Raw genomic sequence first — 23,445 nt, forward strand, 5'->3', positions numbered from 1 at the left:
CTGCACGAGTTCCCACTCGGCATCGGACAGTTCATGGCGGCGTATCACCACCCCATGATCCACAACCCAAGATCACTTTGACGACAGGGCCTAGGGGCCGACGGGTCTGGGGGCGGCGGCCGGGGGCGGTCGGCCCGGCCCGAACTTCCACCGGTCGGCGGTCGGCGTGGTGCCGGGTCGGCGGTGGAGGTGCCGCCGCAGGACATTGCCGGTGCCGGTGCTGAAGCCGGTGCGCTCGGCGACGGCGTCGACGGGCAGGCCCGTGGTCTCCGGGAGCTCGCGCGCCCGGGCGAGATGTTGCCGGATGAGCCAGCGCAGCGAGGTGAGCCCCGTCTCGCGGGCGGAGTGACGGCTGAACGTACGGGTGCTCATGGCCGCGCGGTCGGCGAGCCGCCCGATGGCCAGGGGCTTGCGGATGTGACGCGACGCTCAAGCGAGGGCCGGGGTAAGGCCGGGGGCAGGGCCCGGGGTGCGCGCGGTGGCGGGCGCCCGTGGCACGGCGCATGGGGCCAGGCCGCCTTCGCGGTGCGTGGCGGTGACCATGCGGCGGGAGGCCACGACGGCCTCGGCGGTCATGGCGGCCTCGACAGTCATGGCGGTCATGGCGGTCATGGCGGCCATGGCGGCGTCGAAGGCGGCGCGCGTCTCGGTGCCGTCCGGCCCGAGGGCACGCGGAAAGACACGAGTCGCCCGCCATCACGTGGGTCGCGAGGGCTCCCCCCGCCGCTCCCGGGCGCCGACCCACCCCCCGAGGAGCAAGCACACGGCGAGGCATCCCGCGGCCGTGATGCGCAGGGCGGCATCGGAGGCGGCTTCGGCGCCCACGCCGTGGTCCTGGCTGGTGACGGCTCCGGCGAGGCCCACACCCAGGCCTGCCGCGACGGTGATGACGGTCTTGGTGACGCCGGAGGCCTCACCGGCACGTTCGGGGCGGATGACTGCCTGGGTGGAGATGAGGGTGAGGGCGTTGGCCACGCCGAGGACGGCGCCGCCCGCGGTGGCCGTGATGAGGAAGACGGGAAGGGAAGACGCGACGGAGAGCGCCGCGAGGACGAGAGCGCCCGAGCCGAGGCAGAGCAGCATCAGTCGCACGGCGGCCGACGACGGCACGCGCCCGGCGAGGGGTCCCGCGATGGCCATGGCGAGGGCGGGGGCGAGGAACGCGGCGCCGGCGGCGGAGACGGAGAGGTCCCACTGCCCCTGGAGCGTGAGGGGGACGACGAACAGGAACATCACGGTGGCGGTGTTGGCGGCCGCGCCCGCGAGGGTGAGCGCCATGTAGGGCCCGTTGTGGAACAGCGTCAGCTTGACGAGGGGGTGCGGGGCGACGCGTTCGCGCCGGACGAACAGGGCCAGGAGCGCCGCCACGGCGAAGGCCCCGGCCAGGACGACGGGCCACTGCCACGCGGCCCCGCGGTCGATGAGGACGCTCAGTGCCGCGAGCGCGGCCGTGGCGGTGAGCAGGCCGCCCCAGTCGACGGTGCGGGAGGCGCCGGAGTCGTAGCTCTCGGCGGTGCGGCAGGCGCAGACGGCGCCGAGGACGGCGAGGGGGACGTTGAGCCAGAAGATCGCCCGCCAGGACACCGTCTCGGTCAGGGCGCCGCCGATGAAAGGGCCGCAGGCGGTGGCGATGCCGCCGATGCCGAGGGCGAGGCCGGTGGCGCGCCCGCGCAGTTCGCGCGGGTAGACGTTGGTCAGGAGCGACAGGCCCACCGGCATGATCATGGCGGCTCCGGCGCCCTGTGCCACCCGCGCGCCGACGAGGACGGGCAGGGTCGTGGCGAGGGCGCAGACCAGGGACGACGCTCCGAACAGGGCGAGCCCGGTGACCAGGAGCCGACGCCGTCCGAACAGGTCGCCGAGGCGGCCCGCGCCGAGCATCAGGGTGCCGGTGGACAGCAGGTAGGCGCTGATCACCCACTGCAGGCCGTCGCCTCCGGCGTGGAGGTCGCGGCCGATGCGCGGCAGCGCGAGGTTCAGCCCGAAGGAGTCGAGCTGGATGCAGAACACTCCCACGGACATGGCGATGAGCGCCCACCGCCGGGTGGCGAACGGCGTCGGCCTCGCGGTCCCGACCTCCTGCGTCATGGCCTGGGCCTCCTCGTCCCTGCGGCTGTGGCGGGCCTCGCGGTCTCTGCGGGCCTCGCGGCCCCCGCGGTGGTCGCGGTCCCCGCCGTCCTCGCGGTGCTCACCGCCCTCGTGGTCCTCACGGTCCTGTCCTGCCTTTCCTCGTCGCGCCGTGCGGGTGTACTGCCGTGCGGCGGGCGCGGCCGTCGGCTGGGAGAGCCGGTCGACGGTCGACACGTCGCTGGTGCTGGTGTGGCAGGGGGAGAGTGCGCAGCCCGAGAGTGCCCGCAACAGGGGGCATGGCTGCCAGAGGGGGAAGGGAGGGAAGAGAGAAGCCGAGTGAGGGAGGCGCCGGGGGGAGAGGGGCTGGCCTCAAGACCTCAGGAACGCTCACGGTGACGCCGTGTGGTGCGCGGCCGGAGCAACATCACCGTAACGGACGCCGATGGCCTTGCCAACCCTGCGGCGGCTCTGTCGAGCGTTAGGCATCCGCGCCCCTCAAATGCGGTCAAAGCGGGATGGGTTGCGCTGTGAGTGCCTCGTTTCGGCCATCAAGGAGAGGGGTGAGGGGGACGCCGCGCTGATGGTCGCCGGTCGGGTCGGGGTGGTCCCGGGTTCGACTGTCGCGGCGGGGTGAGGTGGGCTGGAGAGGGTGGGGAATTCCCAGGTCAAAGCTATGGCCAAAGCATGACTCTCGCGGTGTCCATCTGTCTCAGGAGCCTCCGTAGTGCCACGCGGCACCACGCGGTGCCACCGCTCCCTCACCACCTGTGGTGCCCGATGGCAGGCGCCGCTCGTTGATGGCGCCTTCGTGCCACCTACACCTACTCGGGCCTGGGGTGTTGTCGCGACGGGCGGGGAAAGTCCACCTCCTTGACTGCTGCGGCCTGAATCGAACCCCGGGGTGTTGGCTGCCGCTTCAACCTCCTGTTAGTACTTTCCTGCGGCATAGGAAGGGCAGTCGCCAGGCGTTTTCCGTGGCGCCCGCTGGAGTGGATCCAGGGGTGCGGGTATCTCGCGGCGAGCCTCGTTACCAGTAATTCCTGCACTGCTTCCCACGAACTCAGGCGGATGTGATGTCGTTAGACGCGCAGCAGCTGATCGCGCCCGGAAGGCGACAGGCGCCGACCCGCAGGACGCGCTACAAGGCCGAAATCGCCTCCGTCTCACCGGAGTCGAGCAGGGGTACGTTTGAGCGATACGAAACCTGTTTTCTCGGCGTCAGCCTTGAGAACAGCAACTTCACCACGCCCAAGCTCACGAGCATGGTCAAGTGGATCTCCCGGAGATTCTCTCGCTGCACGGTGCTCGTGGGGGACAGCATCCACCGCATCACGTTGCAGTCGACCCAAGGGATGGCACCCGAGGCGGCTCGCGAGCGGGCTCTGGAACTGGGTCGCTGTTTCGAGAGGGACTCGGTGGAGGTCTTCGCCGAGTACCGTGACGCGACCGAGTTCACCCTGTTGACCTGCGGTGAGGTGCAGAACTGGGGTGACTATGAGGAGTTTCACGGCAAACTGCGGGCGTTCTTCGACGAGGACGACGAGTTCCGTGCGTCGGTCGAGGCGTTCGGCCGTTCCTACCACCGAAAGCGGGCCGAAGGGATCAGCGCGGCCGATCTCGACGAGCGGATTCGGATGTCGAGTGACTACTTCCTTGAGGAGTTCGCCGTCTTCGCCTGCCTCCAGCGGCGCGGCCTTCCGGTGATGGTCTATCCGGGGTCGTTCAGCACGCTGTCCGAAATCGCGAAGGGTGTGCATCCGGGTGCGCCTGATGAATTGCGTGAACTCGTCGTGGTGTCCCTCCATCTGAAAGGCCGGTGAATGGTGAGCTCGGCATTCGAAGCCCACGGCCCTGCGCCCCAAGGCGGCGGGGAGCGCTATGATGGCAGTGCGCCTCCGCCTGGGAACGACGGACCGCCGCCCGGAAAGGCCTCACCCGGGGGCAGCGAGATACCGTTTGGGGGCGGTGGAGTGCCGTCCGGGTACAGCGGACCCGCCTTCGGGAACCGTTACTCCGTACCTGAAATACGGCGCGGCAAGATATACCGAGACGTCTACGCGAAACGCTCGCCCGACCAGCTCGCCCTCTGTGTGGCGCAGCTCGAGAGGGCCCGATGCATGGACGAGGGGCTGGACTTCGGGGGCTCCGCGGCGCGCAACCGCGCGTTCCGCGATGGCGTGTTCCTCCTGGAGATCCCCGACGACCTCGACGTGTCCGCGGGAGACACCTTCGCCCGGCAGTTCCACGAGGGCCCCGCCGCCACCCCGTACGGCCGGTTTCGGGACCTGCGCAGCGACCGCTTCGGTGACCCCTTGCTCGGCTTCCACCAGCGGGTCAACCAGATCGAACAGTTCCTTCTGGAACGCCGGTTCTGGCCCGGTACGTATCCACGGGAGATCACCGAGCTCGGGGAGGCGCTCACCCGGCTCTCCCGGCGGGTGCTGTGCTCCGTGCTCTCCCACGTGGGCATCCCCGAGCGGGACTGGCCGCGCGCCACCGGCGGCTGCGCGCGGGCGGCGGGCTCGTACCACCTGACGTTCAACCACTACCGGCCCGCGCGCGAGGACATCGGGCTCAGCTCCCACAAGGACGACGGCTTCCTGACCGTGCTGCGCACGACCACGCCCGGCCTCGAGGTCAGCCGGGACACGCACTGGGAGACCGTGCCGGCCGCCCCGGACTGCTTCATCGTCAACTTCGGCCTGTCCATGGAGATCCTGACCGCGGGCAGCCGCATGCCCGTGGCCGCGATCATGCACCGGGTCGCACGCCAGGAGGAGGACCGCACCAGCTTCGGGCACTTCAGCTCCAGCGGCTGCCTGCCCGGTGACGACGAGGGCATCTTCCGCTACGTCCACGGCGTCGGCCTGGAGCGCGTCTGCGGTTCGCGCGAACTCATCGACGAGAACGACTACGAGATCTACGCGGGCACTGAAGCCCCGGACGCCACGCCCCCGGAAGGCAGGAGCCGATGACGGCCCCGGCGATGGTGCTCCAGCGCGCCGCCGTGGACGGGACCCGGCTGGCCTTCGACGGCCGGGGCGGCCTGACGCGCGCGTTGCGCGACGGCTGCTTCCTGCTCGCCGTTCCCGCCGGGTTCGACGCCGGACCCGGCATCACCCTGTGCCGCGAGTTCTACCGCCCGCCCGACGACGGCCCCGACGCCACCCGGCCCTACCGCGGCTTCAGCGCGCTGGAGGACATCTATTTCGACCGGGAGCACTTCCAGACCGAGCACCTGCTCGTCGACGCCCCCGGGCGCGCCCGGCACTTCCCGCCCGCGCTTCGCGCCATGACCGAGCGGATGGGCGAGCTGACGCTGCTGGTGCTGCGGTCTGCGATGGCCGAGCTCGGCGTCGACCCGGCCCTGTGGCACGAGGTCACCGGCGGCGCCGTCGACGGCCGTGGCACCCACTGGTTCGCGGCGAACCACTACCGCTCCGAGCGGGCCCAACTGGGCTGCGCCCCGCACAAGGACACCGGCTTCGTGACGGTCCTCTACAACGAGGAACCGGGCCTTGAGGCAGCTGTCGACGGCGCGTGGGTGCCCGTCGACCCCGTCCCCGGCCACTTCGTGGTGAACTTCGGCGGCGCCTTCGAACTGCTCACCGCCGCCCTGCCGCGCCCGGTGCGGGCCATCCTCCACCGGGTCAGGCGGTGCACTCCGGAGCCCGGCGCCGCGGACCGCTTCTCCTTCGCGGCGTTCGCCAACCCGCCCGCCACTGGCGAGCTGTACCAGATGCGCCCCGACGGCTCCGCCGAGGCCGTGCGCGACTCCGCGGACTTCCTGCGGGAGTTCAACGCGCGCACGTGGTCCGACCGGCACGCCGACTTCGGGATCACACACGCCGCCGCGTCCGCCGGGGCATCCGGCGGCGCGCACCCGAGTGACGGGCCCGGCACCCGAACCCCCCACCCCTCGACCGCCCCGAGCGGAGGCGATGCCGCATGACCCTCCCGACCGGCGACGTGAGCCTCTCGACAAGCGACGTGCCCCTCCCGATAGATGACATCCCCCGCTCGACAGACGACACGTCCTGCTCGACAGACGACATGCCTCGCTCGGCAGGCGACCGCCCCACCCCGCGCCCACCACGCGAGGTGCCCCTGCCGCAAGGGCCCGACGCTCCCTTCCCCGGAGTCGTCGCCCACCACAGGGGCCCCAGCAGGCTGCACGGCCACGCCCCGGCGTTTCATGAGGCCACCGTGGTGCGCGGCGAGCCCGCGTCGGAGTACTTCCGCGCCTCCGGCATCAGCGCCCGCGCCGAGGACAACGGCGGCCTGTGCACGTTCTGGATGGGGGAGCGGCTCGCCCTGTACCAGATCACCAACACCGCGCTGATCGGCGACGAGGCCCTGGCGCCCTCCACCGACGCCAACCGCGAGCTGTTCGGCGACTTCATGGGATCCCTGCCCCACGACCACCCGGACCGCCCCGCCAAGCGGGCAGCCGTCGAACGCTCCCTCGGCAGCGGCACGTTCGTCGCGGCCCTGGAGCCCGCCGTCCGCCGCCACACCGCCGATCACCTCACCCGCGCGGCCGGACGCCCGACCCCGCTCGACGAGTTCGCGCTGACCCTCACGGCCTACGTAGACAGCATGATCCCCGGCGTCCTCGACCTGACCCAGCGGCCGCTGCCGGAGTACCTGGACTCGGCGGAGTACGGCGGCGTCGTCCGCGGCTTCTTCGACCTGGCGTCCGACGTCATCGCCAACGACAACCCGCGCGCGATGCGCGAGTTCGACGTCATCGTCCCCTTCGTGCGCGACCTGCTCACCGCCAACTTCGACGCCCTGGCCGCTGCGCCCGCGTCCAACCTCGTCCGGCGCTGCTTCGCCCTGTGGCGCGAGCCCTTCACACGCGCGGCCGTCGCGGGCCTGGACGCCGCCCGCGTGAAGGAACTCGGCACCCTCATCGTGGCGACGTACGACACCACGGCCCTGAGCCTGATGTGGGCGATCGGATACGTGGAGTCGGCACCGGAGGTGAAGGCCGCCGTCACCGCCGCCGCCCGGCGCGGCGGCCGCCCGCGCACCGGGGCGGCGCCGTCCGTGATCGACCTCGCGGTCCTGGAGGCGGTCCGCCTCGGCGGCAGCAACCCCAGCGCCCTGTGGCGCCGCACCACCGAACCCTTCACGCTGCGCCACCAAGGCGCCGCCGTGACCGTCCCGGCGGGCACCATGCTGTGGCTCGACCGGCGGCAGGCCAACCGCGACCCCGCCCTGTTCCCCGAACCGTGCCGCTTCGCGCCCGCCAACATCGCGGCGATCGCCCGCTCGGAACGGGAGACAGTGGCCTCGCTGCTCTCCCGGAGCCGGTACGAGATCAACTCGTTCAGCATGGTCAACACGGCCCGGAACCCCCGCAAGTGCCCCGGGAGGCTGTTCTCCGTACGGATGCAGTCGCTGGTCCTGGAGGTGCTGTACGGGCACTACACCGTCCGTCTGGAGGACGCCGACCTGAGCCTGCGGCGGCACGCCTCCATGCCGCGTCCGGCGCGGCCCGGCACCCTCACCGTCCAGCGCGACAGGGAGAGCACCCCATGAGCGGCTTCGAGTCCGAGACGGTCCGGTCCCCGGTCAGCCTGCCGCCCATGCCCGGCGAGCACGAGGCGCGCGCCGCCTACCCGCCGATCGCCCTGGAACGGTCCAGGATCGACGGCGACGAGCTGGTCTTCGAGCGGGCCGACGGCTTCGACCGCGCCCTCGCGCAGGGCTTCTTCCTGCTGCGCGTCCCCGGTGACCTCGACACCGCGGCCGGGGACCGGTTCGCCACGCACTTCCACGAGGACCCGGCCGGGGACGCCCTGGACCGCTACCGCGGCTACCGGGACCTCCAGGCACCCGGCACGTACCAGGGCTACTTCGACCGGCCGCACGACCAGTGGGAGAACTTCTACCTGGAGAAGGCCAACTGGGCGCTGCTGCCCCACGAGGTCGCCGCGCTCGGGCGCCGCATGACCGGGCTCGGCGTCGCCGTCCTGCGGGCCGTCCTGCGGCACCTGGACGTCCCCCGGCACCTGTGGGCCGAGGTGTCCGGCGGGCTCACGGACGACCGCGGCCACCAGATGCTCGCCTTCAACCACTTCCGCTCCGAGCGGGCCGCCCGCGGCTGCAAGTTCCACCGCGACTCGGGCTGGGTGACGGTGCTGCGCTCCGTCGAACCCGGCCTGCTCGCCCTGGTCGACGGGAAGCTCGGCGCGATCGACCCCGAGCCCGGCCACTTCGTCGTGAACTTTGGCAGCTCCCTGGAAGTCCTCACCGAGCGGCTGCCCCGGCCCGTCCGCGCCAACGTGCACGGAGTGGTCGCCACCGAGCGGCCCCCGGGCCGCCCCGACCGCTTCTCGTACGTGACCTTCCTGGACTCCACGCTCGACGGCACGGTGTACCGGCTCGAAGGCGGCGTCGCGCGCCCCCTGCAGTCGGTCGCGGAGTTCGCCGTCCAGGAGGTGAGCCGCACCTATGACGACACCGGAGCCCTGTGACGAAATCAGCGCTCTACGAAGAAGCCAGCCCCCTATGGCGACATGACGACACCGGCGCCCTGTGAGCGCCGCGCGCACCAGGCAGGCGCAGTGACCCCCCGAGCCAGGAGAGCCGCACCATGACGACGGACACCGCAAGCGAAGACACCCACCTCACCCTGCCCGCGGCCGAGGTCGACGCCGGACGGCTGCGCTTCGCCACACCGGGCGCCGCACACGAGGCGCTGCGGCTCGGCGCGTTCCACCTGGCCGTCCCCGACGGCCTCGACGTCAGTGCGGGCCTCGCCTTCTGCCGCAGCTTCTACCGGCCCGCCGACGGCCCGGACGACCGCCACCGCGGCCACCGAGAGCACGGCCACCCCGCCTCGAAGCTCGGCTACGAGGACCGGCCCGACCAGGTCGAGCAGCTCCAGCTGGAGAGCTTCCTGTGGCAGGACTACCTGCCCGACGAGGTGACCGCGGTCCTGCGCCGCATGAAGGCCCTCACCCTGGACGTCCTGGACGGTGTCTTCGACGCGGCGGGCGTGCCCGTGGACGACCGCGAGCTGATCACCGGCGGCGCCCGCCGCGACACCGGCCTGTGCTACACCACCGTCAACCACTACCGCGCGGGCCTCAGCGACCGCGCCGGGATCGTCGAACACTCCGACAGCGGCTTCATCACCACCATCTGCACCGACAAGCCCGGCTACGAGATCCTGCACGAGGGCCGCTGGCTTCCCGTCCGCGAGCGCCCGGGGCACTTCACCGTCAACCTGGGTGACGCCTTCAGGGTCCTGACGAGGAAACTGGCGCGCCCGGTCACCGCCGTCTACCACCGGGTGCCCGAACTGCGCCCCGAAGCGGGCGCCCCCGACCGCTCCTCGTTCACCGTCTACATGGGGCCCCGCTACGACATGGACCTGTACCAGTACGACACCGAGGGCACCCTGCGCCCGTACCAGGGCTTCCGCGAGTTCTCCGTGGAGAAGGCGGGCAAGCTCGGCTACGCGTTCCACTCCCGGGTATGAGCACCGCGACGGGACACCCGGCGACCGCCGCGCCCAAGGACTGGCAACTGGCCGAACTGCGGGACGGAGAGCTGCTGTTCACCGGCCGCGACGGCCTGCGGCACGCGCTGCGGGACGGCTTCTTCTACGTGCGCAGGCCCCCGGGCATCGACCTGGACGCGGGGGACCGCTTCGCCCGCTCCTTCTACCAACCCGCGGGCGACGACCCCTACCGCGGCTTCCAGCGCTGGACGGCCGAGGACCTCGGCCGCCACCAGGGCTACTTCCGCCGCGACGCCGACCAGACCGAGCAGTTCTTCCTGGCGAGCGCCCACTGGGACCGCGTCTACCCGCGCGCGCTCGCCGACCAGGCCCGGCGCATGCGGGACTTCGCCCTCGACGTGCAGCGCGCGGTGCTCGCCCGCCTGGACCTGCCGCGCGAGCTGTGGGACGAGGCCACCGGGCACAGCCTCACCGGTCACGGGACACACACCCTCACCTTCAACCACTTCCGCCCCGAAGTGGCCGCGCGCGGCCTGAACACCCACAAGGACTCCGGCTGGGTCACGGTCCTGCGCTCCACCGAACGCGGCCTGGAAGTGGACCGCGACGGCGACTGGCTGCCCATCGACCCGCTCCCGGGCACCTTCATCGTCAACTTCGGCTGCGCGCTGGAGATCCTGACCCGCTCCACGGCGACCCCGGTCGCCGCGGTCGCCCACCGCGTGGTGCGCCAGCCGCCCACGGACGGCGCGAAACCCGACCGCTTCTCCTACGCCCTGTTCGTCGACAGCAGCCTTGACGCCGGCATCTGCCCCGGCCTGTTCACCTACGAACCAGACACGGGGCTCCGCCTGGAGAGGGGCTTCGACACCTTCCTCGACGACATCCTCGACAACACCTACAAGAACGACACCCAAGGGCTGTACTGAGGCGGTGGTGGCCCCGGCCGCACGGCCCCAGCCGCACCGTCGCGGGCCACCACCGCACGGCGTCACCCGTGCCAGGACTTCCACAGCGCCGCGTACGCCCCTTGCGCGCGCACCAGGTCGTCATGGCCGCCGAGCTCGCTGATGCGGCCGTTCTCGACCACGGCGATGACGTCCGCGTCGTGCGCGGTGTGCAGCCGGTGGGCGATGGCGACCACCGTGCGGCCCTCCAGGACCCGCGAGAGGGAGCGCTCCAAGTGGCGGGCCGCGCGCGGGTCGAGGAGCGACGTCGCCTCGTCCAGGACCAGCGTGTGCGGGTCGGCGAGGACGAGCCGGGCCAGCGCGATCTGCTGGGCCTGTGCGGGCGTGAGGTTCAGACCGCCCGAGCCGACCTCCGTGTCCAGGCCCTCCTCCAGGTCCCGCGCCCACGCGTCCGCGTCGACGGCGCCGAGCGCCGCCCACAGCTCGGCGTCCCCCGCACCGGCGCGGGCGAGCCGCAGGTTGTCGCGCAGGGACCCCACGAACACGTGGTGCTCCTGGTTGACGAGCGCCACGTGCGCGCGGACGTCCTCCGCGGGCATCCGCGCCAGCTCGGCGCCGCCGAGCGTCACGCGGCCCGTGCGCGGGCCGTAGATCCCCGCCAGCAGCCTGCCGAGCGTGGACTTGCCCGCGCCCGAGGGACCGACGAGCGCGACGCGCGAGCCGGGCTCCACGGCCAGCGACACCTCGCGCAGCACGTCGACGCCCGCGCGGTAGCCGAAGTGCACGTCGTCGGCGTGGACGTCGCGCCCGTCCGGCACCACCGAGGCGTCCCCGGCATCCGGCTCGATGTCGCGCACGCCCACGAGCCGGGCCAGCGACACCTGGGCCACCTGGAGCTCGTCGTACCAGCGCAGGATGATGCCGAGCGGGTCGACGAGCATCTGCGCGATCAGCGTGCCCGTCGTCAGCTGGCCCACGCCGATCCAGCCCTGCAGGACGAACACACCGCCGATCATCAGCACCGAGAACAGCACCGTGACGTGGGTGGCGTTGATGACGGGGAAGAGGACCGACCGCAGGTAGAGCGTGTACCGCTCCCAGGCCGTCCACTCCTTGATCCGCTGCTCCGACTGCGCGACGCGGCGCGCGCCGAGCCGGTGCGCCTCCACCGTGCGGCCCGCGTCGACGGTCTCGGCGAGCGCCGCCGCCACGGCGGCGTACCCCGCGGCCTCCGAACGGTAGGCCGACGGCGCCCGCTTGAAGTACCAGCGGCAGCCGACGACCAGCAGCGGTACGGCCACGAGCAGCGCGGGCGCCAGCGGCGGCGCGGTCACGACGAGCCCGCCCACGAGCAGGCCGAGCCACACCACGCCGATGGCGAGCTGCGGCACGGCCTCACGCATCGCGTTGGCGAGCCGGTCGATGTCGGTGGTGATGCGCGACAGCAGGTCGCCGGTGCCCGCGCGCTCCAGGACGCCCGGCGGCAGGCCGACCGAGCGGACCAGGAAGTCCTCCCGCAGGTCCGCCAGCATCCGCTCGCCGAGCATCGCGCCGCGCAGCCGCACCTGGTGCACGAAGACGGCCTGCACGACCAGGGCGAGCGCGAACAGGGCCACGACGCGCCCCAGCGGGAGCTCGCGGGCGTCGTCCGCCACGTCCTCGACGAGCCCGCCGAGGAGGTAGGGGCCCACCATGGACGCCACCACGGCGAGCGTGTTCACCACGACCAGCAGGACGAAGGCCCCGCGGTGGCGCCGCAGCAGCTCGCCCACATAGGCCCGGACCGTCGCCGGGGCGCCCACGGGCAGCGTCTCCGCCGTCGTCGGTGCCGCCGGGTCGTACTCCGGTGGCGCCAGGCCGATCATGCCGTCTCCTCGATGTCGATGCTGGTGTCGGTGGTGTGCGCGGGCACGCGCATGCGCGCCGGTTCGCCGTCCCGGCCGTCGTCGGCCTTCGTGTGCGCGGCCTCATCGGCCGCCGTATCGGCCGCCGCCTCCTCGTCGGTCTCGCGCGTCACGACCGCCCGGTAGCGCGGCTGCGCGGCCACGAGCTCGCGGTGCGTGCCGACCGCGAGGACCTCGCCGTCGTGCAGGAACGCCACCTGGTCGGCCCGGTCCAGGACCAGCGGCGACGAGGTGAGCACCACCGTCGTGCGGCCCGCGCGCAGCTCGCGCAGGCCGTCCGCGATCCGGGCCTCGGTGTGGGAGTCCACGGCCGACGTCGGCTCGTCAAGGACAAGCACCCGCGGATCGGTGACCAGCGACCGGGCGAGGGCCAGGCGCTGACGCTGGCCGCCGGACAGCGAGCGCCCGCGCTCGGTGAGATGGGCCTCCATCGGATCGTCGGCCACGGAGCCCTGCACCAGCGCGTCCAGGACGTCGGCGCACTGCGCGGCGGCAAGGGCGCGCGACGCGGCGACCGCGCCGGACGCCGGGACGTCGAGCAGCGCGCCCAGCGTCCCGGACAGCAGCACCGGGTCCTTGTCCTGGACGAGGACGGCCGTGCGGGCGGTGTCGAGCGGCAGCGCGTCGAGCGGTACGCCGCCGAGGCGCACCGACGGCAGGTCCGTGTCGAACGCCGGGTGCCCGCCGAGGCGTTCGGCGAGCCGCCCGGCCGCGTCCGGGTCGCCGCAGACGACGGCCGTGAACCGGCCTTCCGGGGCGAGCAGGCCCGTGGCCGGGTCGCACAGGTCCCCGGCGGGCGGCCCGTCCGCGCCCCCCGCGCCGACCGTACGCGCTGTACGCGCCGTGCCCTCAGCGCCCTCCGCGCCCCGCGAACTCTCCGCACCCTCCGCACCCTCCGCACCCTCAGGAACGTCCGACCCCGTCACCCGCTCCAGCGAGAGCACCCGCGCCGCCCGCTTCGCGGACGGCCGCGAGAAGGAGTACGCCATGGCGATCTCCTCGAAGTGGCGCAGCGGATAGTTCAGGAGCATCACCGCGCTGTACACGGTGACCAGTTCGCCGACCGTGATGCGGCCCTCGCGGGCCAGGTGCACGCCGTACCAGACGAGCGCGATCAGCAGCAGGCCGGGCAGCAGCACCTGGACGGCGGAGATCACCGCCCACATGCGCGCGCTGCGTACGGCGGCCACGCGCACCTCCTGGGAGGCGCCGCGGTAGCGCTCGAGGAACAGCTCCTCGCCGCCGATGCCGCGCAGCACCCGCAGGCCCGCGACGGTGTCCGAGGCCAGCTCGGTGGCGCGTCCTGCCTTCTCGCGCTGCACGTCCGCCCGCCGCGTCGCGCGCGGCAGCAGCGGGAGCACGGCGACGGCAAGGACGGGGATGCCGATGGCGACGACGACGCCGAGCGCGGGCTGGTACACCGCGAGGCCCACGCAGACCGCGAGGACGGTCAGGGCCGCCGCCGCGAACCGGGACAGGGCCTCCACGAACCAGCCGATCTTCTCGACGTCCCCGGTGGAGACCGCGACGACCTCACCGGCGGCCACGCGGCGGGTGAGCGCGGAGCCGAGCCGGGCGGTCTTGCGGGCGAGCAGCTGCTGCACCCGGGCCGCCGCCGTGATCCAGTTGGTGACGGCGGTGCGGTGCAGCATGGTGTCGCCCGCCGCGACGGCGACTCCCGCGAGCAGGATCACGCCGCCCGCGAGGGCGAGCCGGGCGCCCGAACCGTCGATGACGGCCTGGACGGCGAGGCCGACCATGTAGGGCAGCGCGGCGATGCCGAGGAAGTGCAGCAGACCCCAGCCCAGCGACTTGAGCTGGCCGCCCAGCTGGTTTCGGCCGAGCCACAGCAGGAAGCGGGCGCCGGAGCGGACGTCCGGGGTGCCCGGATCGGCGTATGGAAGATCACGAATCTGCATGACGTCCCAGCAGTCGGAAGCGGTGGTACCCAGAGCGGTCGTGCTCGGAGCGACGGGCGCGCGGCGGCAGCGGGGCGGCGGCCGTACGGCGGTAACAAACCGTGCAAGGTTCACCTCGTACGGTGGCTCGAAGCAAACGATTTTCCGGGTCCGGGCAAAGAGTCGGCCATTCCTGTGGCGAGCGGGGGCCCGCCGCCGGGGTGCCGCCAGGGCCGGTGCGACGATGGGGCGCATGCGGAGAGACGGTGTGGTGCGAACGGCGGCCGTGGCCGCCGTCGGCGCGGTCCTGTTGACCGCGTGCGGGGGCGCGAAGGACGACGAGGGGGACGCGTCACGCCCCGCGCGCGACGGGGGCGGACGCCCGGCGGCCCGCCCCGCCGCCGACCTCAAGCGCATCCCGGACGTCGGCGACCGCCTCCAGTCCCGCATCCCGAAGAACGCGCGCCAGGTCGTGGCCGTCTACGGAGAGGGCGCCGACTCGGCGAAGGCCACGGTCGTGCTGTTCACCAAGACCAGTGCCAAGACCGGCGCCACCTGGAAGAAGACGAAGAGCTGGCCCGGCCACAACGGCAAGAAGGGCTGGACGCCCGACCACCGGGAGGGCGACAAGCGCAGCCCCGTCGGCGTGTTCACGCTCAGCGACGCGGGCGGCGTCCTCGCCGACCCCGACCCCGGGGCCGGGCTCCCGTACACGCGGACCGCGTCCCTCCAGGCGCCGCACTACTGGCCGAAGACGCACTGGCACGACTTCGACTACGTCGTCGCCATCGACTACAACCGCGTCAAGGGCACCCCGCCGAACGACCCGGCGCGCCCCGAGGGGCAGGCCAAGGGCGGCAGCATCTGGCTGCACATGGACCACGGGAGCGGCACGTCGGGCTGTGTGAGCCTGTCCAAGTCCGGCATGCGGTACCTGTTGCGCACGCTCGATCCGAAGCTGCGTCCGGTGGTGGTGATGGGGGACAGGGCGGCTCTCAAGTCCTGAGAACCGCCCCGGTCACGCGCCCGCTCGTTCAGGACCGCGTCAGGACTCCTTCCAGGACTCCTTCCAGGACCGCGTCAGGACTCCTTCGGCTTCTCCGAGTCCACTCCCGGGCGGGCCTTCTTCCAGCCGCCCCGGGTGAAGTCCGGGATCTCCTGGGGCGCGCCCTTGGCCTTGATGGAGGCGTGGCTGAGCGGCACCGGCGCGGTCCACGTCGCCGCGTCGTACACGTCGAAGTCGGGGACGAGGCCGAGCCGCACGCACTGCATGAGGCGGAACACCATCAGGTAGTCCATGCCGCCGTGGCCGCCGGGCGGATTGGCGTGTTCCTTCCACAGCCAGTGGTCGAACTCCGTGGCGTACTTGGAGAAGTCGCCCCAGCGGTCGTCCGTGTGGTCCGGCTCGATGTAGATGCGGGCCGGGTAGTCCTCGAAGACGCCCCTCGTGCCGCCGAGGCTGTTGACGCGGCTGTAGGGGTGGGGCGTGGACACGTCGTGCTCGAGGCGGATGACACGTCCCTTCGCGGTCTGCACCAGGCTGATGGTGCGGTCGCTCTCGATGTACGTCTCCTTCCAACTCGGGTCGCCCGGCGGCATGTGCTCCTTGCGGTACTCGGCCAGGCCGAGCGCGGGGGTGCCGAAGCTGGAGATGTGCGTGGCGCGGTCGCCGCGGTTGACGTCCATGTAGTTGGCTACGGGACCAAAGCCGTGGTTCGGGTACAGGTCGCCGCGCAGCCGGGTGTGCCACAGGCGGCGCCAGGGGCCTTCGTAGTAGTCGGGGTCGAACATCAGCTGGCGCAGGTCGTGGTTGTAGGCGCCCGCGCCGTGCAGCAGGTCGCCGAACTTGCCCGCGTGCGCCATGCGCAGTACGCGCATCTCGTTCTTGCCGTAACAGCAGTTCTCCAGCTGCATACAGTGTCTGCGGGTGCGCTCGGACAGGTCGACGAGCTCCCAGAGGTGGTCGAGGCGGAGCGCGATGGGGCACTCCACGCCGACGTGCTTGCCGTTGAGCATGGCCGACTTGGCCATCTCGAAGTGCCACTCCCAGGGGCTCGCGACGTACACGAAGTCGACGTCGCCGCGCTCGCAGAGCTTCTCGTAGTCGTGCTCGCCCTTGGTGTACGTGGCCGGGGCGGGCTGGCCCGCGGCGACGACCTTCTTCGCGGCGGCCGCCACCTTGTCCTTGACCGGGTCGCACAGCGCGACGACGCGGACGCCCTGCTGGGCGAGGAACAGGTCGATCATGCCGCCGCCGCGGTTGCCGAGGCCGACCATGCCGACGCGGACCGTGGAGCGCGGGGTGAACGGGACGCCGATCATGGTCTTGCCCTTGCGGGCGGGCGCGGCCGCGGCGTCCTCCGCCGCGCCCCCCGCCACGCCCGCCTCCGCGTGCTGCGGGCCCGCGTGGGCGGCGCCGCCGCCCGCGAAGGCGCCGAGCCCAAGCCCGGCTCCGGCGACCCCCGCCGTGCGCAGGACCGTGCGCCGGGAGTGGCCGTCGGTGGATTCGTCGGGTGCCGGTGTCGCGTTCTCGTCGTGCATCGGACCTCCGTCGTCACGGTGCCATGTCACTGGGCGGGGCCCACCTTGGCGGGGGCCCGGACGGGACGCAAGAGGCCGAAGTGGCCGGGGGGTTGGACTTTTACACGCGGTACGGGGTCATGCGGTACGGGGTCACGCGGTACGGATTCACACACGACGCGTTCACACACGACGCGTTCACACACGACGCGTTCACGCAGGACGCGTTCACACGGGACGCGTGGCCCGCTCCAGGGCCTGGAGGGCCGAGGCGTAGGGTCGGCCGGTCGCGGACTCCATGCCCACCTCGCACATCCGGTTGGCCGACAGATACGCGTCGTAGGTCCGGGCGGCGACCTCCGCCGCCTCCGCGCGCGTGGCGGACGCGGTGAGTTCGGGGTGCAGCATCCCCCGGTCCCCGGCGAACGCGCAGCACCCCGCGTCGTCCGGCACGGCCACCTCCCGCGCGCACGCCTCGGCGACGGCCCGCAGCTGCGGCTCGTCGCCCAAGTGCCGCATGGAACAGGTGGGATGGAGCACGGCGGAGTCCACCGTGCGCAGCACGGTGAGCCGGGGCAGGAGCTCGTCGGCGGCCCACACGACGGAGTCGACGACCCTCAGCTCCTCGTGCAGCGCGCGGTTGTCGTCGGTCAGATACGGCACGACCTCGTGCGCGATGCCGAGCGTGCACGACGAGGCGTCCACGACGAGCGGCAGCGCGCCGCCCGCCGTCCAGCCCCAGGCGGCCTCGACGATCCGGTTGGCCATGAGGCGGTTGCCCGCCTCGTACCCCTTGGAGTGCCAGATCGTCGCGCAGCACGTCCCGGCCACGTCGTCGGGAATCCACACGGGCCTGCCCGCGCGCGCCGACACGGCGACGACGGCGTGCGGCAGGGGCAGGTCGCCGGGGGCGGCGAAGATCCGGTTGACGCAGGCCGGGTAGTAGACGGCGGCGGCGCCCACGCGGGCGGTGCGCGGCAGGCGGCGGGGGGCGGCGCCGGGGAGCCGGGGCAGCCACTCGGGGACCAGGTCGGGGCGGACCACGCGGCGGGCGGCGCGGGTCACGGTGGTCAGGGCGCGGTCGGCCGCGCGGGCGCCGACGACGTCGCCGAGCTTCGCCGCGGCCGCCACCGCGAGCCGCGCCGAGGCCTCGACGGCCTTGAAGCCGCGCGCGCCGAGCTCCGCGACGCGCTCCTCGCGCGGCGAGTGCCGGGCGCGGCGCAGGGACTTCATCAGCGCGCCGGTGTCGATGCCGACCGGGCACGCCAGCTTGCAGGTGGAGTCGCCCGCGCAGGTGTCCACGGCGTCGTACCCGTACGCCTCCACCAGGCCGTCCTCGACGCCGGAGCCGGGAGGCTGGCGCATCATCTCGCGGCGCAGGACGATGCGCTGGCGCGGCGTGGTCGTCAGGTCCTCGCTCGGGCAGGTCGGTTCGCAGAACCCGCACTCGATGCACGGGTCCGCGACGGCCTCCACCGTGGGGATGGTCTTCAGGCCCCGCAGATGGGCGTGGGGGGCGCGGTCCAGGACGACGCGCGGCGCGAGCACGCCGTCCGGGTCGATGAGTTGCTTGGTGCGCCACATCAACGCCGTCGCCTTCGGCCCCCATTCGAGCTCCAGGAACGGCGCGATGTTGCGGCCGGTGGCGTGCTCGGCCTTCAGGGAGCCGTCGAAGCGCTCGACGGTCAGACGGCAGAAGGCGTCCATGAACGCGGCGTAGCGGTCCACGTCGGACGGCTTCGCGGCGTCGAAGGCGAGCAGGAAGTGCAGGTTGCCGTGCGCGGCGTGCCCGGCGACGGCGGCGTCGAAACCGTGCCGGACCTGGAGGTCGAGGAGCGCCTCGCAGGCCTCCGCGAGGCGCGCGGGAGGCACCGCGAAGTCCTCGGTGATGAGCGTGGTCCCGGGCGGCCGGGAGCCGCCGACAGCCGTCACGAAGGCCTTGCGCGCCGTCCAGTAGCCCGCGATCACCCCCGACTCCCGGGTGAACGCGTTGGTCACCGACGCCACCGGGGCGACCAGGTCGAGGGCGCGAAGGACCTCCTCGGCCGCGGCCTCGTACGCCTCCTGCGCGCTCTCGTCGGGTGCCCGGAACTCCACCAGGAGCGCCGTCGTGTCCTTGGGGAGCCCGGCCCAGTCGGCGGGGACGCCCGCGACGCTGACCGACGCGCGCAGCGTGTTGCCGTCCATCAGCTCCACGGCGCGCGCTCCCGCGGCGTTGAACCGCGGCACGGCGGCGGCCGCCGCGGTCAGCGAGGGGAAGAACAGCAGGGCGGTCGAGACGCGCCGGTCCAGGGGCAGCGTGTCGAAGACGACCTCGGAGATGAAGCCGAAGGTGCCCTCGGAGCCGACCATCAGACCGCGCAGGATCTCCACGGGCGTCGCGCCGTCCAGGAAGGCGTCCAGGCGGTAGCCGTTGGTGTTCTTGATCTCGTACTTGGCCCGGACGCGGGCCGTGAGCGCGGCGTCCGCCTCGATCTCGCGCTTGAGGTCGAGCAGGCCCGCGCACAGGGCCGGTTCGGCGCGCGCGAGCAGGTCGTCGGCGTCCGGGTCCGCGGTGTCCACGACCGTGCCCGAGGCGAGGACGAAGGTCAGGGACGCCACCGTGCGGTACGCGGTGCGGGTGGTGCCCGCCGTCATGCCGGACGCGTTGTTGGCGACGACGCCGCCGATGGTGCAGACGACGGCGCTGGCCGGGTCCGGGCCGAGGACCCGCCCGTGGCGGGCGAGCGCGGCGTTCGCCCGTACGACCGTCGTGCCGGGCCCGATCCGCGCCCGCAGGCCGCCGTCGACGACCTCGACGCCCGCCCAGTGCCTGCGCACGTCGACGAGGATGTCCTCGCCCTGCGCCTGGCCGTTCAGGGACGTGCCCGCCGCGCGGAAGACGACCTCGCGGCCCTTGCCGTGGGCGTACGACAGGACGGCGGACACGTCGTCGATGTCCTCGGCGACGACCACCACGCGCGGCACGAAGCGGTAGGGGCTCGCGTCCGAGGCGTACCGGACGAGGTCGGACACCTTGGTGAGGACCTTGTCGGCGCCGAGCAGCGCGGTGAGGTCGCCGCGCAGCGGCTCGGGGGTGCCGGTGGCCCGGTCCTCCGGGACCCGGTCGGGTGACGGCTCGCGGCCGTCGGGGGCGGGGCGCAGTGCTTCGGGATCGGGCTCCAGCAGGGGCATGGCCTCTCCTCAGCGATCCGGGACTTCGCATCAGCGGTCCGGGACTTTGAATCAGCGGTCCGGGACGTCACATCGGCGATCCGGGACTTCGAATCAGCGGTCCGGGACGTCACATCGGCGATCCGGGACTTCGAATCAGCGGTCCGAGACGTCACATCGGCGATCCGGGACCTCGAATCAGCGATCCGGGGCCTCGAACAGGGCGTCGAGCAGTCCGCCAAGCTGCGCGCGCTGGGCGGTGTCCAACGGTGCCAGGATGTCCTCCGCCGCGGCCCGGCGCGCGCCGCGCAGCCGGCGCAGCGCGTCCTGCCCGGCGTCGGTGAGCTCGATGCGGATGACGCGGCGGTTGGTGGGGTCGGGGGCGCGGCGCACGAGGCCGCCGCCCTCCAGGCCGTCGACGAGGCTCGTCACGGCGCGCGGCACGACCTCCAGGCGCTGGGCCAGGTCCGCCATGCGGGGCGGGCTCTCGTAGTGGGCGAGGGTGCGCAGGAGGCGGGACTGCGCGGGCGTGACGCCGATGGGCTCCAGATGGCGCTTCTGGATGCGGTGCAGTCGGCGCGTCAGCCGCAGCAGCTGTTCGGCCAGCAGTCCGTCGGGGTCAGGGGAACTCATGCCTGGAACATTAGCAGGACCAGGTACATTGTGAGCATAGGTAACAATGAGCTATGCTCTCGAACCCGTCGTCGGTGCGCCGGTGCCGACGCCACGCCCCGTCGCATCCCGTCCCGTAGGAGCCCATGCCTCCCGAAGAACCCACCTGGAAACCCTCCGTCGAGGAGTCGAAACCCTCCGCCCAGGAGCCGGAGCAGCCCCGCCAGCTGCGCCGCATCCTCCGTCTCTTCCGTCCCTACCGCGGCCGCCTCGCCCTCGTGGGCCTCCTGGTGTGCGCCGCTTCCCTGGTCTCGGTGGCGACCCCCTTCCTGTTGAAGGAGATCCTCGACACCGCCATCCCGCAGGGCCGCACGGGCCTGCTCAGCCTGCTCGCGCTCGGCATGATCGTCAGCGCCGTCGTCACCAGCGTCTTCGGCGTCCTGCAGACGCTGATCTCCACGACGGTCGGCCAGCAGGTCATGCACGACCTGCGCACCGCCGTCTACGGCCGTCTGCAGCGGATGTCGCTCGCCTTCTTCACCCGCACCCGCACCGGCGAGGTCCAGTCCCGCATCGCCAACGACATCGGCGGCATGCAGGCCACCGTCACCTCCACGGCGACCTCCCTGGTCTCCAACGTCACGAGCGTGCTCGCGTCGGTGGTCGCGATGCTCGCCCTCGACTGGCGCCTGACCACGGTCTCGCTGCTGCTGCTCCCGCTGTTCGCGTGGATCAGCCGCCGCGTCGGCCGCGAGCGCAAGAAGATCGCCACCGAGCGCCAGCAGCAGATGGCGGCGATGGCCGCCACGGTCACCGAGTCGCTCTCGGTGAGCGGCATCCTGCTCGGCCGCACGATGGGCCGCGCCGACTCACTCACGCGCTCCTTCGCCGACGAGTCCGCCGAGCTCGTGCGCCTGGAGGTCCGCTCGAACATGGCCGGGCGCTGGCGCATGGCGGTGATCACGATCGTGATGGCCGCGATGCCCGCCGTCATCTACTGGAGCGCGGGCCTCGCCTTCCAGATGGGCGGCCCCACCGTCTCCCTCGGCACGCTCGTCGCGTTCGTCTCGCTCCAGCAGGGCCTGTTCCGGCCGACGGTCAGCCTGCTGTCGACGGGCGTGCAGATCCAGACGTCCCTCGCGCTCTTCCAGCGCATCTTCGAGTACCTCGACCTGCCCATCGACATCACCGAGCGCCCCGGCCCCGTCCGCCTCGACCAGGTCAAGGGTGAAGTCCGGTTCGAGGGCGTCGAGTTCCGCTACGACGCGCACAGCGCCCCCGTCCTGCACGGCATCGACGTCACCGTGCCCGCGGGCGGCAGCCTCGCGGTCGTCGGCGCGACCGGCTCCGGCAAGTCCACGCTGAGCTATCTGGTGCCGCGTCTGTACGACGTGACGGGCGGGCGGGTCACGCTCGACGGCGTCGACGTGCGCGACCTGGACTTCGACACCCTCGCGCGCGGCGTCGGCGTCGTCTCCCAGGAGACGTACCTCTTCCACGCCTCCGTCGCCGACAACCTGCGCTTCGCCAAGCCCGACGCCACCGACGAGGAACTGGTCGCCGCGGCCCGCGCCGCGCAGATCCACGACCACGTCGCCGCCCTGCCCGACGGCTACGACACGGTCGTCGGCGAACGCGGCCACCGCTTCTCCGGCGGCGAGAAGCAGCGCCTCGCCATCGCCCGCACGATCCTGCGCGACCCGCCCGTGCTGATCCTGGACGAGGCGACCAGCGCCCTGGACACCCGCACGGAGCACGCCGTGCAGCAGGCCATCGACGCCCTGTCGGCCAACCGGACCACGATCACCATCGCCCACCGCCTGTCCACCGTGCGCGGAGCCGACCAGATCGTGGTCCTGGAGGGCGGGCGCGCCGTGGAGCGCGGCACCCACGAGGAGCTGCTCGCGCACGACGGGCGGTACGCCGCCCTCGTCCGCAAGGACGCCCGCCTGGAGCCCGCGACGTAGAGAGATACGGGAAAAATGCCGGAAATATGACAAAAGCCGGGTTACCGTGCCCGCATGCACACCACCACCCCGCCACGGGGCACCAGACGGGGCGCGATCCGGCTGACGCGCCGGGGCCGGATCGCCGCGATCGCCATCGGGGCCGGCGCGGCGGTCACCGCCGTGGCGGTCCCCCTGCTGCTCCCGGACGACGAGCGGGAAGCCCGGCCCCGCACCCTGACCATCCCCGAAGGGTGGCGCTCAGGACAGGTCTACGCGGCCGTCGACGCGGCCCTGAACGTCTCCAAGGGCACCACCAAGAAGGCCGTCGGCCAGGCCGGGCTCAAGCTGCCCGGCGACGCGGGCGGCAACCCCGAGGGCTATCTGTTCCCGGCCACCTATCCCATCAGCTCCCAGTCCACCCCGGCGTCCGTCCTGTCGTACATGGTGAACACCGCCAACAAGAAGTTCAGCGGCGGCCACATCACGGCGGGCGCCGACCGCAACGCGGTGAACGTCTACCAGACCGTCACCATCGCGAGCATGATCGAGGCGGAGGCGGGCTCCAGGGAGGAGATGGGCAAGGTGGCCCGCGTCATCTACAACCGCCTCGACCGGGGCATGCCCCTCCAGATGGACTCCACGATCAACTACGCCCTGAACCGCTCCACCCTCAGGACCACCGGCCGCGACACGAAGATCAACAGTCCGTACAACACCTACGCCCGCATGGGCCTGCCGCCCACCCCGATCGGCAACCCCGGCGAGGCCGCCGTACGCGCCGCGACGAACCCGGCGCCGGGGGACTGGCTGTACTTCGTGACCGTGAAGCCGGGCGACACCCGGTTCACGGCCGACTACCAGGAACAGCAGCGGAACGTGGCGGAGTTCAACAGGAACCAGTAGCCGCCGACGCCCGCGAAACCCCGTACATGTACATGCGCTGACGTTCCCTCA

At 72.4% G+C, this 23,445-nt stretch carries 18 protein-coding genes; 10 read left to right on the forward strand and 8 right to left on the reverse strand.

Annotated features, from left to right (window positions below; all coding sequences use genetic code 11):
• Positions 1-90: 90 nt before the first annotated feature.
• The 3 genes from AC07A4_RS32670 to AC07A4_RS32680 all read right to left on the reverse strand — a co-directional run bounded on the left by AC07A4_RS32670 (position 91) and on the right by AC07A4_RS32680 (position 2,304).
• Complete coding sequence (locus AC07A4_RS32670; protein ID WP_478606245.1) at positions 91-417, reverse strand: helix-turn-helix domain-containing protein; 327 nt, start codon at positions 415-417, stop codon at positions 91-93.
• Positions 418-429: 12 nt separating this feature from the next.
• Entirely contained in the window at positions 430-603 is a 174-nt protein-coding gene (locus tag AC07A4_RS32675) for a hypothetical protein (protein WP_478605720.1), read from the reverse strand.
• Between the two features lie 93 nt (positions 604-696).
• Positions 697-2,304 (reverse strand): MFS transporter, encoded by a 1,608-nt coding sequence (locus AC07A4_RS32680; protein WP_478605722.1) that lies wholly within the window; start codon positions 2,302-2,304, stop codon positions 697-699.
• Positions 2,305-3,143: 839 nt separating this feature from the next.
• Here AC07A4_RS32680 and AC07A4_RS32685 point away from each other — a divergent pair.
• The 7 genes from AC07A4_RS32685 (at position 3,144) to AC07A4_RS32715 (ending at position 10,476) form a co-directional block, all read left to right on the forward strand.
• Positions 3,144-3,890 (forward strand): tRNA-dependent cyclodipeptide synthase, encoded by a 747-nt coding sequence (locus tag AC07A4_RS32685; RefSeq protein WP_478605724.1) that lies wholly within the window; start codon positions 3,144-3,146, stop codon positions 3,888-3,890.
• Between the two features lie 297 nt (positions 3,891-4,187).
• Entirely contained in the window at positions 4,188-5,045 is an 858-nt protein-coding gene (locus AC07A4_RS32690) for a 2OG-Fe(II) oxygenase family protein (RefSeq protein WP_478605727.1), read from the forward strand.
• Positions 5,042-6,022 (forward strand): 2OG-Fe(II) oxygenase family protein, encoded by a 981-nt coding sequence (locus tag AC07A4_RS32695; protein WP_478605729.1) that lies wholly within the window; start codon positions 5,042-5,044, stop codon positions 6,020-6,022. Before AC07A4_RS32690 ends, AC07A4_RS32695 begins: the two co-directional genes overlap by 4 nt.
• 101 nt (positions 6,023-6,123) lie before the next feature.
• Entirely contained in the window at positions 6,124-7,617 is a 1,494-nt protein-coding gene (locus tag AC07A4_RS32700; protein ID WP_478605731.1) for a cytochrome P450, read from the forward strand.
• Positions 7,614-8,555, forward strand: a complete 942-nt coding sequence (locus AC07A4_RS32705) for a 2OG-Fe(II) oxygenase family protein (protein ID WP_478605734.1) — start codon at positions 7,614-7,616, stop codon at positions 8,553-8,555. Before AC07A4_RS32700 ends, AC07A4_RS32705 begins: the two co-directional genes overlap by 4 nt.
• A 119-nt stretch (positions 8,556-8,674) precedes the next feature.
• A complete protein-coding gene (locus tag AC07A4_RS32710; RefSeq protein ID WP_478605735.1) occupies positions 8,675-9,565 on the forward strand; it encodes a 2OG-Fe(II) oxygenase family protein in 891 nt (296 codons plus the stop codon).
• Positions 9,562-10,476, forward strand: coding sequence for a 2OG-Fe(II) oxygenase family protein (locus AC07A4_RS32715; RefSeq protein ID WP_478605737.1), 915 nt, complete (start codon positions 9,562-9,564; stop codon positions 10,474-10,476). Before AC07A4_RS32710 ends, AC07A4_RS32715 begins: the two co-directional genes overlap by 4 nt.
• A gap of 62 nt (positions 10,477-10,538) precedes the next feature.
• On the opposite strand, the gene AC07A4_RS32720 is transcribed toward AC07A4_RS32715, so the two are convergent.
• Positions 10,539-12,320 (reverse strand): ABC transporter ATP-binding protein, encoded by a 1,782-nt coding sequence (locus AC07A4_RS32720; RefSeq protein WP_478605739.1) that lies wholly within the window; start codon positions 12,318-12,320, stop codon positions 10,539-10,541.
• Positions 12,317-14,278 (reverse strand): ABC transporter transmembrane domain-containing protein, encoded by a 1,962-nt coding sequence (locus AC07A4_RS32725; protein WP_478605742.1) that lies wholly within the window; start codon positions 14,276-14,278, stop codon positions 12,317-12,319. The genes AC07A4_RS32720 and AC07A4_RS32725 overlap by 4 nt, the downstream gene beginning before the upstream one ends.
• A 232-nt stretch (positions 14,279-14,510) precedes the next feature.
• Between AC07A4_RS32725 and AC07A4_RS32730 the strand changes: the two genes are divergently transcribed.
• Positions 14,511-15,263 carry a L,D-transpeptidase family protein gene (locus tag AC07A4_RS32730; RefSeq protein ID WP_478605745.1) on the forward strand — a complete coding sequence of 251 codons (753 nt, stop codon included), beginning with the start codon at positions 14,511-14,513 and terminating at the stop codon, positions 15,261-15,263.
• A 74-nt stretch (positions 15,264-15,337) separates the two neighbouring features.
• Here AC07A4_RS32730 and AC07A4_RS32735 read toward each other — a convergent pair whose 3' ends face one another.
• The 3 genes from AC07A4_RS32735 to AC07A4_RS32745 all read right to left on the reverse strand — a co-directional run bounded on the left by AC07A4_RS32735 (position 15,338) and on the right by AC07A4_RS32745 (position 20,563).
• Positions 15,338-16,798: a Gfo/Idh/MocA family protein gene (locus AC07A4_RS32735; RefSeq protein WP_478605747.1), complete on the reverse strand. Its 1,461-nt coding sequence runs from the start codon at positions 16,796-16,798 to the stop codon at positions 15,338-15,340.
• 207 nt (positions 16,799-17,005) lie between these two features.
• Positions 17,006-19,951 (reverse strand): FAD-binding and (Fe-S)-binding domain-containing protein, encoded by a 2,946-nt coding sequence (locus tag AC07A4_RS32740; RefSeq protein WP_478605749.1) that lies wholly within the window; start codon positions 19,949-19,951, stop codon positions 17,006-17,008.
• A 177-nt stretch (positions 19,952-20,128) separates the two neighbouring features.
• Positions 20,129-20,563, reverse strand: coding sequence for a MarR family winged helix-turn-helix transcriptional regulator (locus AC07A4_RS32745; RefSeq protein ID WP_478605751.1), 435 nt, complete (start codon positions 20,561-20,563; stop codon positions 20,129-20,131).
• 125 nt (positions 20,564-20,688) lie between these two features.
• On the opposite strand from AC07A4_RS32745, the gene AC07A4_RS32750 reads away from it, so the two are divergent.
• Both AC07A4_RS32750 and mltG read left to right on the forward strand, forming a co-directional pair.
• A complete protein-coding gene (locus AC07A4_RS32750) occupies positions 20,689-22,509 on the forward strand; it encodes an ABC transporter ATP-binding protein (RefSeq protein ID WP_478605753.1) in 1,821 nt (606 codons plus the stop codon).
• Positions 22,510-22,563: 54 nt separating this feature from the next.
• Entirely contained in the window at positions 22,564-23,394 is an 831-nt protein-coding gene (gene mltG, locus AC07A4_RS32755; RefSeq protein WP_478605755.1) for an endolytic transglycosylase MltG, read from the forward strand.
• Positions 23,395-23,445: the final 51 nt, after the last annotated feature.

This window comes from Streptomyces sp. NPDC043996 (assembly GCF_056435225.1).